The organism is Xanthomonas pisi DSM 18956, from assembly GCF_001010415.1.
Taxonomy (GTDB): Bacteria; Pseudomonadota; Gammaproteobacteria; order Xanthomonadales; family Xanthomonadaceae; genus Xanthomonas; species Xanthomonas pisi.
In genome coordinates this window covers 51,219-63,255 of sequence record NZ_JPLE01000035.1, presented here as the reverse complement: position 1 = coordinate 63,255, position 12,037 = coordinate 51,219, and the positions used below count along the sequence as shown (strand labels likewise).

Sequence of the window (12,037 nt, the reverse complement as noted above, 5' to 3'; positions counted from 1 at the left end):
CCGTAGGAAGAAGCCGCTATGATGCAGTGCACAGCGGAGCCTGCACAAGCATGAACCCGTAACTTTTGGACACCAGTTCAAAGAGGTGGTCTTGATGTCAACAATTCGGCCGGTGTTTTACGTCTCCGATGGAACCGGTATCACCGCTGAAACGATTGGGCATAGCCTGCTCACCCAATTCAGTGGATTCAACTTCGTCACCGACCGCATGTCGTTCATTGACGATGCAGAAAAAGCACGCGATGCCGCGCTGCGGGTGCGCGCTGCCGGCGAGCGTTACCAGGTGCGCCCGGTGGTGGTCAATTCCTGCGTCGATCCGCAGCTGAGCATGATCCTGGCCGAAAGCGGCGCGCTGATGCTGGATGTGTTTGCGCCCTTCATCGAGCCGCTGGAGCGCGAGCTCAACGCGCCGCGACATTCGCGCGTGGGCCGCGCGCACGGCATGGTCGATTTCGAGACCTATCACCGACGCATCAATGCGATGAACTTCGCGTTGAGCCACGACGATGGCATTGCCCTCAACTATGACGAGGCCGATGTGATTCTGGTGGCGGTATCGCGTGCCGGCAAAACGCCAACGTGCATCTATCTGGCCTTGCATTACGGCATCCGCGCAGCCAACTATCCGTTGACCGAAGAGGATCTGGAGAACGAGCACCTGCCGCCGCGGTTGCGCAACTACCGCAACAAGTTGTTCGGCCTGACCATCGACCCGGAGCGTCTGCAGCAGATCCGCCAGGAGCGTCGCGCCAACTCGCGCTACAGCGCGGCAGAGACCTGCCGACGCGAGGTGGCAACCGCCGAGCGCATGTTCCAGATGGAGCGCATTCCCACGCTCAGTACCACCAATACGTCGATCGAGGAAATCTCCAGCAAGGTGTTGTCGACCCTGGGGCTGCAGCGCGAGATGTTCTGAGGCCGGGATGGGTGGGACGGGATTTGGGATTGGGCAGGCACGCGGCGCGTTCGCAATCCGGATGCTGCCGCGATTGGTCGGACGGCCTGGCAGCGCAAGGGACATCAAGCGGGCGGGGCAGTGCTCCGCCAAGGTAGGCCTGACATTGGGCTCTCGTCAATGCTGCCCGTGCGGCAGCGCAGCGTGTAGGATCGGTGCATGGCCCAAGCATTGAGCAAACTCGAAATCATCCCCCGTCTGAGCCGGTTCGGCTGGCTGATGGGGTTGTACGCAGAAAACTTCCAGCATCTCACCCGTCTGTTTGCGCCGGCCGATCTGGCGCCTGGGTCGTATGTGTCGTCGATCGGGGATGGGTTGAACCTGCGGCTGGACGTGATCGAATGCCATCGCTATACCGTCGAGCTGCGCCTGACCTACGATCTGTGCGACCCGGTGACCGGTGAGCCGGACCCGTCTGCCTATGTGCGTCTGTACCGCGATGCACGTCAGGCCGAGACCACTCACTGCTACGTGGGCCGTCGCTGGCAGGACGTGATGGGCATGTTTCCGCCACCGGCCGAGCTGATCAGCCACCGCATGCGCATGAATACCTTCCTGGGCAAGTGGCTGGAATACCTGGCCGAACGCGGCCATGGGGTTGCCACCCTGCGGCTGGACACCGACTACGTGGCGCCGCCGCGGCCCAGCGCGCAGGCAATTGTCGGTTAAGCGCAATCAGTAGCGGGTGCGTGCGCGTCGCCAGCGAGCGCGGCCGTTGGCTGGGGGCGGCGAGTCATCTGCATGCATGCCCGGATCCCAATGCCAGTCGCAGCCAATGCACCTGCGCGACGACGACACCCCATTTGATCACCGCTTGCGCCACGCGGCACGCGTGGCATCGGTCATACTGATGCGCTTCGTTGCAGATCGCGCGCCATGCCCTATACCCCGATTGTCGCCACGCTTGGCTATCTGTTGTCGCCGGACGGTACGCAGGTGCTGATGATCCACCGCAATGCCCGCCCCGGCGATCAGCACCTGGGTAAATACAACGGGCTCGGCGGCAAGGTGGAGCCGGATGAAGACGTGCTGGCCTGCATGCGCCGCGAGATCCGCGAAGAAGCCGGCGTGGAGTGCGGCGACATGCAACTGCGCGGCACCATCAGCTGGCCCGGGTTCGGCAAGCAGGGCGAGGATTGGCTGGGCTTCGTGTTCCTGATCCGCAGCTTCGACGGCACCCCGCAGACCTCCAATCCGGAAGGCACGCTGGAATGGGTGCCGCTTGCGCAGATGGACCAGGTGCCGATGTGGGAGGGCGACCGCAACTTCCTGCCGCTGGTGTTCGATGGCGACCCGCGCCCCTTCCATGGGGTGATGCCGTATCGCGACGGGCGCATGCAATCGTGGAGCTATTCGCGGGTCTGATCGATTGCCGTCGGGCCGTCCTGCGCGGCTGCCGCGCGTCGGGCCGCCGGCATGCCACCTCGCACTCGCCGGGCTCACCCGTGCCGTCGGCGGTCTTCGTCATCAGCCAGGCGGTGATTGCCTGCACAGTTTTCCACATCCCCTGTGGATGGACGCTGCGCAAGTCTGTGGACAAGTGCGCACACCCCTTGCGGCGCAACACGCTCCTGCCGGCTGGTCAAAATTTCGCCAGTGCGTTTACTGGGCGGTCCAGCCGCCATCGATGGCGATGGATTGCCCGGTGATATTGCGGGCCACAGGCGACATCAGGAACGCCACTGTGCCGGCCAGCTCGTCGTACTCGATGAAGGCGCCCTTGGGCATCGGCTTGAGCATCACATCGCGGATCACCGCCTCTTCGGCAATGCCGCGCGTCCGCGCCTGATCGGCGATCTGGCGCTCCACCAGCAGTGTGCGCACATAGCTGGGGCAGAGCGTGTTGACGGTGATGTCGCAGTCGGCGGTTTCCAGCGCGATCACCTTGGCCAGGCCGACCAGGCCATGCTTGGCGGCCACATACGCGCTCTTGTAAGGGCTGGCGACCAGCGAATGAATGCTGCCGATGTTGATGATGCGGCCGTAGCCTGCCGCGCGCATGCCCGGCAGCACTGCACGGCTGAGTCGCGCCGCGCCGGTCAGCATGACCTCGACCAGCAGCGCCCAACGCTGCATCGGGAAGTCTTCCAGCGCGGCCACCTGCTGCAGCCCGGCATTGTTCACCAGCACCTGCGGCGGCTGCGAGGCGCTGGACAGCGCATGCGCGATGCTGTCCTCGTCGGTGACATCCAGCACAAGGGCCTCGGCCGAGCCGCCGGCATCGCGTATGCGCTGGGCCGTGTGCCCGGCAGCGTCCTGGTCCATGTCGCTGACCAGCAGATGATGGCCGTCGCCTGCCAGGTGGGTGGCGATGCCGGCGCCAATGCCGCTGCCCGCGCCGGTGATCAGGATGCTGCGCATCTCGGGTGTCCTTCACTGTGATGCGCGGCCGGGAGTGGCCACGCTGATCGCCAGCCTAGCGGAGGACGGCGAAACGGTCGCCTGCATGGCCCCCGCGCGTTACCCTTTGCGCCTCGCTCTGATCAGGTTCCGCATGAAACGCCATTTTTCGATGCTGCGCGATTTTCAACTTGCGGACTGGTTCACGCTGGCCAATGCCTTCTGCGGGACCGGAGCGGTCTTCGCCGCGATGCGGTTTCTGCAGGAAGGACACCGGGGCGACCTGTTGCTGGGCATGGCGTTGATTCCGCTGGCGTTCGTCTTCGACGCGCTGGATGGGCATGTCGCGCGTTGGCGCAAGGCGTCTTCCACGCTGGGCCGCGAGCTGGATTCGCTGGCCGACGTGATCTCCTTCGGCGTGGCGCCTGCGGCGCTTGGTTACGCCTGCGGCATGCGTGGCGGCTGGGATTGGCTGGTCCTGAGCTATTTCGTCTGCTGCGGCGTGAGCCGGCTGGCGCGCTACAACGTGACCGCCGAAGAGATCGCCGGCGAGGCCGACAAGGTGCCGTACTTCGAAGGCACGCCGATTCCGACCAGTCTGGTGCTGGTGATCCTGCTCGCGGTCGCCGCCAGCACCGGCCATATCGGCCAATCCCTGTGGTGGGGCCAGTGGCAGCTCGGGCCCTGGCAGTTCCATCCGTTGGTGCTGCTGTTCGCCATCTCCGGCTCGCTGATGATCAGCAAGACGTTGCGGATTCCCAAACCCTGAGCGGCACGCCGGGTCTCACGCGGTAGGATGGCTCGGTGGATCGTCACAGGAGGGCATGATGGCAAGCAGCGGTTCGGACAACGGCAATGTCGAGGACAAGGCGCGCCAGTATTGGGCCGCCTGGGGAGACGCCATGCGCCACGGCCAGTCTGGGTCCGCTGCGCAGCCACCGCCGGCGCCCGGCGGCGACGCCCCGCAGGACTGGCGCAAGGCGGTGGACTGGTGGTCGCAGCTGTTGCCCACCCAGGCAGCGCCGCAGGCGCAGGAAGCCATCGACCGCTTCCGGACCCAGGCTGGCGGCTGGTTCGGCACCATGCAACAGGTGGCCGGGCAGTTCGCCGGCCGCGACACCTCCGCCAACGAAGTCTCCGATGCCTGGCGGCGCGCCGTGCAGGGGCAGGGCGAACAACTGATGCAGTGGACGCTGGGCTCGCTGCGCGGCGGCAGCCCGGGCGGCTTCGACCCGTGGCTGCAGGAGGCGGCACAGACCCTGGGCAAATGGCGCGAGGAAAACGCGCCGTGGCTGGACATGCCAGCCTTCGGCTTGAACCGCAATCATCAGGCGCGCCTGCAGAAACTGGCGCGCGCGCAACAGGACTATCAGGCGCAGTCGCAGGCCTACGGCGAGCAACTCAAGGCCGCGATCGAGCAGGCCTTCACCCGTTTCACCACCAAGTTGAGCGAGCACGAAAGCAGCGGCAGCCAGTTGACCAGCGCGCGCGCCTTGTTCGATCTGTGGATCGAGGCGGCCGAAGAATCCTATGCAGATGTCGCGTTGTCGGATCGGTTCCGCGACGTGTACGGCGGCTTCGCCAATGCGCATATGCGCTTGCGCGCGGCCTTGCAGGAGGAAGTAGAGCAACTCAGCGAGCGCTTCGGGATGCCGACGCGCTCGGAGATGGATGCCGCCCATCGCCGTATCGCAGAACTGGAGCGTGCGGTGCGACGGATGTTGCGTACCGCCGCCAGCACCAGGACGGCGGGCAAGCCTGCCGACGCCACGCCAGACGATCCGCAGGCCGCGTCCCCGCCCAGGCGCGCAGCGGCGCCCGACGCCGCCGCTGCGCGCAAGCCGGCCGCTGCAACCGGTGCAGTAAAGAAGGCCGCCGCCAAGAAACCCGCGGCCAAGAAGACCGCAGCGGCAGCAGCTGCGGCCAAGAAGCCCGCTACAGCGAACGCCGCATCGAAACCCTCGTCCGGCAAGGCGTCCGGCGGCAAGCCGGCCGCACGCACGCCACGTGGAGCCAAGGCATGAAAGGGCCGTTGGGATTCAGCGCCGAAGACCTGATGCAGGAAACCCTGTCGCTGCAACGCAAGCTGCGCGAAGGCCTGAAACTGCTGCCCGGTGTGGAAGACGTCGACTACGGGGTGACCGAGCGCGAAGAAATCTGGCGCGACGGCAAGGTGGTGTTGTATCGCTTTGTCGGCGAGCAGGCACCGGTGGCCAGGACACCGCTGCTGATCGTGTATGCGTTGGTCAATCGCCCGTACATGGTGGATCTGCAGGCCGATCGATCGCTGGTCAAGGGCCTGTTGAGTCACGGCCAGGACGTCTATGTGCTGGACTGGGGCTACCCGGATCGCTCCGAGCGCTATCTCACGCTCGAGGACTACCTGCTGCGCTACATCGATGGCGCGGTGGACCACCTGCGTGCGCAATCGGGGCTGGATGCGGTGGACGTGCTCGGCATCTGCCAGGGTGGCACCTTTTCGCTGTGCTACGCCGCGTTGCAACGGCACAAGGTACGCAACCTGATCACCATGGTGACGCCGGTGGATTTCCACACCCCCGACAACATGCTGTCCAACTGGGCGCGCATGGTGGATGTGGATCTGTTCGTGGACACCATGGGCAACGTGCCGGCGGATCTGATGAACGCCAGTTACCTGATGCTCAAGCCGTTTCGGCTCAACCTGCAGAAGTACGTCGGCTTGCTCGACATCCTCGACGACAAGCAGGCGCTGGAAGACTTCCTGCGCATGGAAAAGTGGATCTTCGATTCGCCGGATCTGGCGGGCGAGGCGTTCCGCGAATTCGTGACGCTGTTCTACCAGCGCAACGGGCTCGTCACCGGCCAGGTGAGCATCGGCGGGCAGGCGGTGGACCTGCAGGACGTCGATATGCCGGTGCTCAATATCTACGCCGAACACGACCATCTGGTGCCCCCGGATGCCTCGCGTGCACTGCGTGGGCTGGTCGGCAGCGACGACTACAGCGAGCTGAGTTTTCGCGGTGGACACATCGGGATCTACGTGTCCGGACGTGCCCAGCGCGAGGTGCCGGTGGCCATCCATCGCTGGTTGCAGGAGCGCGACCGCAGCGCCTGACGCGCCGGGTGCAACCGCGCCGATCTTGTGTGCGACCGCATGCCGCCGCCCATCACGGTCCGCTGCCGCCCGGCTTTTTAGACTGCGCGCTACGTTTCAAGGAGCCTTGCCATGGCCACCACTGCACTGTCCCGTTCCCTCAATGACCGCATGATCGCCGGCGTCGTCGGCGGCATTGCGCGTCGTTTCGGATGGAGCTCCACGCTGCTGCGCATCGTGTTCGTGATCGTCTCGATCGCGTCGGCGGCGTTCCCCGGCATCCTGGTCTACCTGATCCTGTGGCTGCTGATCCCCAATCAGGCCGACTGAGCCCGTTGCGGCACGCGCCATCGCCATGGCTGGTGCTGGGCGCGTTGTGGACGCTGCCCAACACCGTGCTTGGCCTGTTGATCGGTGCGGTCGGCAGTTGTTTCGGCGCGCGCCCACGCTGGTCGGCGCACGAGCTCGCGCTTGTCTTCCATGCCTGGCCCTGGGGGCCGGGCGGGGCGATGACGCTGGGCAATGTGATCCTGCTCAAGGGCGCATCGCTGGATCTGCAATGCAGCACCTATGCGCACGCGGCCGGCCGCTGCGAGCATCCGCCGGTGCGCCTGGGCGATCACGAGCGCGCGCACGTCTATCAATACATGCTGCTCGGGCCGCTGTTCCTGCCGGTGTATCTGATGTGCGGCGGCATCCATGTGCGCAATCCGCTGGAACGGGCGGCCGACGCCTATGCCATGCACGGCCGCGGTTGGTGGCCGTGGTGGTCGTAGGCACGACCTGGACCTGCAGTGACTGAGAACGCTCCTGCGCTAATCTCCAAGCCTGCGCGTACACCCCGGTTGTGAGGAGTCAGTCCCTCTCGCTGACAGAAACACGCTCAGCGACTGCGCTGCAAGAGAGCATCCGCTCTCAACCAACTCGCGAAAATCCGAACAGGTCCGACAGCGGGTGCGGCTTTCCTTCCAGTTGCGCACGCAGCAAGCCGGCGCCGATTGCGCTGTAGGTGATGCCGTTGCCGCCATAGGCCATCGCGAACGACACGCGCGGGCCTTGCTCGGCATGCGTGCCGAAGAAGGGCAGGCCGTCGGCGGTTTCGGCAAACGTGCCGCCCCACGCAAACACCGGGCGTAGACGCGCGTCCGGCATGGTCTTGCCGATCTTTTTCAGCAGCGTCTTCAATTTGCTTTGCACGCGCGCATCGCGGCGTGCAGGGATGTCCACGTCGTCGTCTTCGCCACCGGCCACCACACGGCCATCGGGCGTGCTGCGCATGTACAGATACGGGCGTGCGGTCTCCCACATCATGGTGTGCTTGAGCGCGCCGATCTCGCTGTCGTGCAGCGGGTCGGTCACGAAGGCGTAGCTGCTGCGATTGCGTGCCACGCGCTGCGACAGCCACTGCTGGTTGCCGTAGCCTGCAGCCAGGATCACCTGCTTGGCATGCAGCACGACGCCGTCGCGTGTGCGCAATTCGACGTGTTGATCGTGCGGGACGATGGCAGCGATGGTGGTGCGATCGAAGATGCGTGCGCCGTATTGCTCGCATTCGGCAAACAGGCGATAGCAGAGGCGATACGGGTCGACGCTGCCGGCCAGGCGGCTGAGGATTGCGCCCTCCGAGCGCACGCCGTAGTCGTGCCACAACGCCTCGCGGTCGACCCATTCCACCGGCAGCCGATGCGTCTGGCGTGCATCGAGCTCGCCACGCAGGTCCTTCAGGTCACGCCGACGGCTGGCGTAATACAGGCTGTCCTGGCGGGTGAAATCGCAACCGCCCACGCTATCGCACAGATCCTGCAGATCGACGATGGCCTGCGCGCAGGCGCCGTAGGCGAGCGCGGCAGCCGGCATGCCATGCCGCTTGGCCAGGTCGATCAGTGGCGTATCGATTTCGTACTGCAGCAGCGCCGTGCTGGCCGAGGTGCTGCCCCAGCCGATTTCGCGTTGTTCGACCACCACCACTTCATGACCATTGCGCAGCAGCTCGTGCGCAATCAGCGCCGCGGTCACTCCGCCGCCCACAATCACCACCTCGCTGTGGGTGTCTTGCTCCAGGCGTGGATAGGCACGCATCAATCCGTTACGGATCGACCAGAACGGGTAGCCACTTTTGAGGTCCATGCGATGTCGTGAGAACGGGGGATCGCGATTGGGCGGCCAAGCGCGGTGAAGTGGCCGTGAGGCGCGGCTTGCCTGGAGGCCGTCACCAAACCGCAAACAGCCGGCGTTAACGTGCGTGGAAAGCTCCTCACGGCGCGCTGGTTATGCTCGCGCCCCAACGCAGCAACTGCAACAAGAGGGTGGGGTATGTCGATTGTCCTGTACGTCGGTGGCAGCAAAGATGGCGACAAGGGCGTTGTGCCTTACGGGTTCAGCAAGTCGCGGGCGATGACCGACGCCGGCCCGGAGGTCTATGTGGAACGGATGGTGCCGCTGAAGGACGTCGGCAAGATCCGCGTCATGGCGCTGGAAACGCTGCACGAAAGCATCCTGGTCGAGCGTGCGGCCACGTATTACGCAGGTCGCGCCAGCTAAGCGCAGCCGACCGGACGACTGCGCTCACTGTCAGTGGGCGCCAAGTGTCCACTGCTGCAGGTATCGCAACGGTACTTCAGCTCTTACGCACCATCTGTCACTACCTGACGATCGCCCGCTAGAGCTTGTCAGCCGTCGAAAGACGCGCCGGCATAGTGTTATGGAGATCCTGTCAACGGGTTCCCGCGGCGGGCCGGCACTGCGAAAATGCTTTTTTCAGTGAAGCGGCTCCGGCCGCGCCGTCATGCACGATAGCCAGCTTGCCCAGCAGATCGCTCGCACCATCGCCGACGAGATCGGTGCCCAACCCGCCCAGGCGCGTGCCGCCATCGCCCTCCTCGACGAAGGCGCCAGCGTGCCGTTCATCGCCCGCTACCGAAAGGAAGTCACCGGCGGTCTGGACGATACCCAGCTTCGTAACCTGGAAACGCGCCTGACCTATCTGCGCGAGCTGGAAGACCGCCGCGCAGCGATCCTGTCCAGCATTGGCGAGCAGGGCAAACTCAGCGACGAACTGCGCAACGAGATCGCCGCTGCCGACACCAAATCGCGGCTGGAAGACCTGTATCTGCCCTACAAGCCCAAGCGCCGCACGCGTGCGCAGATCGCGCGTGAAGCCGGACTGGAGCCGTTGGCCGATGGCTTGCTGGCCGATCCGACGCAGACACCGGACGTCGCCGCTGCCGCATTCATCGACGCCGACAAGGGGGTGGCCGACAGCAAGGCTGCGCTGGAAGGCGCGCGCGCGATCCTGATGGAGCGCTGGGGCGAAGATGCCGCGCTGGTCGGCGAACTGCGCAGCTGGCTCAACGATAACGGAGTGATCCGCGCGCGCGTGGCCGAGGGCAAGGAAGAGGCCGGTGCCAAGTACCGCGATTACTTCGACCACGCCGAGTCGCTGGCAAAGATTCCGTCGCACCGGTTGCTGGCGCTGTTTCGCGCGCGCCGCGAAGAATTTCTGTACCTGGACCTGGACCCGGGCAGCGATGCCGAAGCCGGGCATCAGTACGCCGAAGGCCGCGTGGCGCGCAGCGCCGGCATTTCCAACCAGGGCCGCCCGGCCGACCGCTGGTTGCTGGACGCCTGCCGCCTGACCTGGCGCGCCAAGCTGCACATGCACCTGCTGCTGGACCTGTTCAACCAGGCCCGCGAAAAGGCCGAGGCCGAAGCGATTGCCGTATTCGGCGACAACCTCAAGGACCTGATGCTGGCCGCGCCGGCCGGTCCGCGCGTGGTGCTGGGACTGGATCCGGGTATCCGCACTGGCTGCAAGATCGCCGTGGTCGATGCCACCGGCAAGCTGGTCGCCACCGAGACGATCTACCCGCATGAACCCAAGCGGCAATGGGACCAGTCGCTGCAGACCATCAAGAAATTGTGCATGCAGCACAACGTGGAGCTGATCGCGATCGGCAACGGCACCGCCAGCCGCGAGACCGACAAGCTGGCCGGCGAGGCGATTGCGTTGTGCGGGGCGACCAAGTTGCAGAAGGTCGTGGTCAGCGAGGCGGGTGCGTCGGTGTATTCGGCGTCCGAGTTTGCCGCCAAGGAATTCCCCGAGCTGGATGTCTCGCTGCGCGGTGCGGTGTCCATCGCGCGGCGCCTGCAGGACCCGCTGGCCGAGCTGGTCAAGATCGAGCCCAAGGCGATCGGCGTGGGCCAGTACCAGCACGACGTGGATCAGTATCGCCTGGCCAAGGCGCTGGAGGCGCGGGTGGAAGACTGCGTCAACGCGGTCGGCGTGTACGTCAACACCGCCTCGGCGGCGCTGCTGTCGCGCGTGTCCGGACTGTCCGGCACGGTGGCGGAGAATATCGTGCGCCATCGCGACGACAACGGCCCGTTCAAGCGCCGCAAGGACCTGCTGAAGGTGCCGCGCCTGGGCGACAAGACCTTCGAACAATGCGCGGGGTTCTTGCGCATCGCCGATGGCGACGAGCCGCTGGATGTGTCGGCCGTGCATCCGGAAGCCTATCCGGTGGTCGAGCGCATCGTGGCCAACACCGGCAAGCCGATCAAGGCGTTGTTGGGCGATGGCAGCTTCCTGCGCGGCTTGAAGCCGGAGCTGTTCACCGATGCGCAGTTCGGTGTGCCGACCGTGCGCGACATCCTCAAGGAGCTGGAAAAACCCGGCCGCGACCCGCGCCCGGAGTTCAAGGCCGCGCAATTTGCCGAAGGTATCGAGGACATCAAGCACCTCAAGCCGGGCATGGTGCTCGAAGGCGTGGTCAGCAACGTGGCCGCATTCGGTGCGTTCGTCGATATCGGCGTGCACCAGGATGGACTGGTGCATATCTCGGCGTTGTCGGACACCTTCGTCAAGGATCCGCGCGATGTGGTCAAGGCCGGCGATATCGTCAAGGTCAAGGTGCTGGAAGTGGACGTGGCGCGCAAGCGCATCGCACTGACCTGCCGCCTGTCCGACACGCCGCCGGCTGCCGATGGCGCGTCGCAGTCGCGCGATACGCGTGGCAATGGCGGGCCGGGGCAGGGCCGTCGCGACGGTGGTGGTGGACGTGGACCGGCGCAGGGCAACGGCAAGCCGCGCACTACTGCGCCGCCGGCCGATAACGCACTGGCAGCCGCATTCGCCCGCGCCAAGCGCACCTGAGCCAGCGTGCCCGGCGGCTGTCATGGCGTGGCCGGGCAATGTAGATAGATCCGCTCGCAAGGCGGCGGGTCCGGCTGCGATTGGATCGCTTGGGCAGCTCGCTAACAAGCAGGGTTTCCACATGACCACCGACCAACTTCTGGTGCGGTGTGCTCGTCGGTTGCGGGACCCTTGGCGGCATGGATGCCGCCAAGGAGCGTCCATGGATGGATTCACGGCGTGTCCCGCAAGTGGCGAGGGCACCGCGCACTCGACTCCCTGAGCTTTGGGCGTAGGCATCGTTCTGCAGCTAAATAACGCCGCTGCTCAAAATGGCGGCGTGTGCCTTTTGGGGAGCCTAGCGGGCAGATCAATCAGGTATGCAGAGCGCTTGATCTGCAGCTTGGCTGCAGGGCCCTTGCCCGCCCACCATCGCAGGACACGCCGCAAGTACGTCCATGTAGGCGCTTACGCGGCATCCATGCCGCGTAAGGTCCCGCGACGGTGGGCAGGCAAGGACCTGTTGGGATGGTCG

12 protein-coding genes are annotated in these 12,037 nt (G+C 65.4%); 10 read left to right on the top strand and 2 right to left on the bottom strand.

The window, feature by feature from the left end:
- Positions 1-94 precede the first annotated feature (94 nt).
- From ppsR to Y887_RS09600, 3 genes are all read left to right on the top strand, one after another.
- Positions 95-916 (top strand): posphoenolpyruvate synthetase regulatory kinase/phosphorylase PpsR, encoded by an 822-nt coding sequence (gene ppsR / locus Y887_RS09610; RefSeq protein ID WP_046964131.1) that lies wholly within the window; start codon positions 95-97, stop codon positions 914-916.
- A gap of 198 nt (positions 917-1,114) precedes the next feature.
- A complete protein-coding gene (locus tag Y887_RS09605; RefSeq protein WP_046964107.1) occupies positions 1,115-1,624 on the top strand; it encodes a DUF1249 domain-containing protein in 510 nt (169 codons plus the stop codon).
- 207 nt (positions 1,625-1,831) lie between these two features.
- On the top strand, positions 1,832-2,320 hold the full coding sequence (locus Y887_RS09600) for an NUDIX hydrolase (RefSeq protein WP_046964106.1): 489 nt from the start codon (positions 1,832-1,834) through the stop codon (positions 2,318-2,320).
- A 237-nt stretch (positions 2,321-2,557) separates the two neighbouring features.
- On the opposite strand, the gene Y887_RS09595 is transcribed toward Y887_RS09600, so the two are convergent.
- Complete coding sequence (locus Y887_RS09595; protein ID WP_046964105.1) at positions 2,558-3,316, bottom strand: 3-hydroxybutyrate dehydrogenase; 759 nt, start codon at positions 3,314-3,316, stop codon at positions 2,558-2,560.
- Positions 3,317-3,401: 85 nt separating this feature from the next.
- Here Y887_RS09595 and Y887_RS09590 point away from each other — a divergent pair, with 85 nt between their 5' ends.
- The 5 genes from Y887_RS09590 (at position 3,402) to Y887_RS09570 (ending at position 7,147) form a co-directional block, all read left to right on the top strand.
- Entirely contained in the window at positions 3,402-4,064 is a 663-nt protein-coding gene (locus Y887_RS09590) for a CDP-alcohol phosphatidyltransferase family protein (RefSeq protein WP_181113271.1), read from the top strand.
- Between the two features lie 55 nt (positions 4,065-4,119).
- Positions 4,120-5,319 (top strand): class III poly(R)-hydroxyalkanoic acid synthase subunit PhaE, encoded by a 1,200-nt coding sequence (gene phaE / locus Y887_RS09585; RefSeq protein WP_046964104.1) that lies wholly within the window; start codon positions 4,120-4,122, stop codon positions 5,317-5,319.
- Positions 5,316-6,392: a class III poly(R)-hydroxyalkanoic acid synthase subunit PhaC gene (locus Y887_RS09580; protein ID WP_046964103.1), complete on the top strand. Its 1,077-nt coding sequence runs from the start codon at positions 5,316-5,318 to the stop codon at positions 6,390-6,392. Before phaE ends, Y887_RS09580 begins: the two co-directional genes overlap by 4 nt.
- Before the next feature lie 111 nt (positions 6,393-6,503).
- On the top strand, positions 6,504-6,701 hold the full coding sequence (locus Y887_RS09575; protein ID WP_046964102.1) for a PspC domain-containing protein: 198 nt from the start codon (positions 6,504-6,506) through the stop codon (positions 6,699-6,701).
- 5 nt (positions 6,702-6,706) lie between these two features.
- Positions 6,707-7,147 carry a hypothetical protein gene (locus Y887_RS09570; RefSeq protein ID WP_046964101.1) on the top strand — a complete coding sequence of 147 codons (441 nt, stop codon included), beginning with the start codon at positions 6,707-6,709 and terminating at the stop codon, positions 7,145-7,147.
- Between the two features lie 139 nt (positions 7,148-7,286).
- Here Y887_RS09570 and Y887_RS09565 read toward each other — a convergent pair whose 3' ends face one another.
- Positions 7,287-8,498 (bottom strand): NAD(P)/FAD-dependent oxidoreductase, encoded by a 1,212-nt coding sequence (locus Y887_RS09565; protein WP_046964100.1) that lies wholly within the window; start codon positions 8,496-8,498, stop codon positions 7,287-7,289.
- Between the two features lie 186 nt (positions 8,499-8,684).
- Here Y887_RS09565 and Y887_RS09560 point away from each other — a divergent pair, with 186 nt between their 5' ends.
- On the top strand, positions 8,685-8,912 hold the full coding sequence (locus tag Y887_RS09560; RefSeq protein WP_046964099.1) for a hypothetical protein: 228 nt from the start codon (positions 8,685-8,687) through the stop codon (positions 8,910-8,912).
- 244 nt (positions 8,913-9,156) lie between these two features.
- Complete coding sequence (locus tag Y887_RS09555) at positions 9,157-11,523, top strand: Tex family protein (protein WP_046964098.1); 2,367 nt, start codon at positions 9,157-9,159, stop codon at positions 11,521-11,523.
- The last annotated feature ends 514 nt before the right edge of the window (positions 11,524-12,037 follow it).

What these genes read in the sequence shown, in the direction of transcription:
- Y887_RS09560 (WP_046964099.1), top strand. Translation starts at nt 8,685, where the DNA reads ATGTCGATTGTCCTGTACGTCGGTGGCAGCAAAGATGGCGACAAGGGC.
- Y887_RS09565 (WP_046964100.1), bottom strand. Translation starts at nt 8,498, where the DNA reads ATGGACCTCAAAAGTGGCTACCCGTTCTGGTCGATCCGTAACGGATTG.
- ppsR (WP_046964131.1), top strand. Translation starts at nt 95, where the DNA reads ATGTCAACAATTCGGCCGGTGTTTTACGTCTCCGATGGAACCGGTATC.
- Y887_RS09580 (WP_046964103.1), top strand. Translation starts at nt 5,316, where the DNA reads ATGAAAGGGCCGTTGGGATTCAGCGCCGAAGACCTGATGCAGGAAACC.
- Y887_RS09555 (WP_046964098.1), top strand. Translation starts at nt 9,157, where the DNA reads ATGCACGATAGCCAGCTTGCCCAGCAGATCGCTCGCACCATCGCCGAC.
- phaE (WP_046964104.1), top strand. Translation starts at nt 4,120, where the DNA reads ATGATGGCAAGCAGCGGTTCGGACAACGGCAATGTCGAGGACAAGGCG.
- Y887_RS09605 (WP_046964107.1), top strand. Translation starts at nt 1,115, where the DNA reads ATGGCCCAAGCATTGAGCAAACTCGAAATCATCCCCCGTCTGAGCCGG.
- Y887_RS09590 (WP_181113271.1), top strand. Translation starts at nt 3,402, where the DNA reads ATGGCCCCCGCGCGTTACCCTTTGCGCCTCGCTCTGATCAGGTTCCGC.
- Y887_RS09600 (WP_046964106.1), top strand. Translation starts at nt 1,832, where the DNA reads ATGCCCTATACCCCGATTGTCGCCACGCTTGGCTATCTGTTGTCGCCG.
- Y887_RS09595 (WP_046964105.1), bottom strand. Translation starts at nt 3,316, where the DNA reads ATGCGCAGCATCCTGATCACCGGCGCGGGCAGCGGCATTGGCGCCGGC.
- Y887_RS09575 (WP_046964102.1), top strand. Translation starts at nt 6,504, where the DNA reads ATGGCCACCACTGCACTGTCCCGTTCCCTCAATGACCGCATGATCGCC.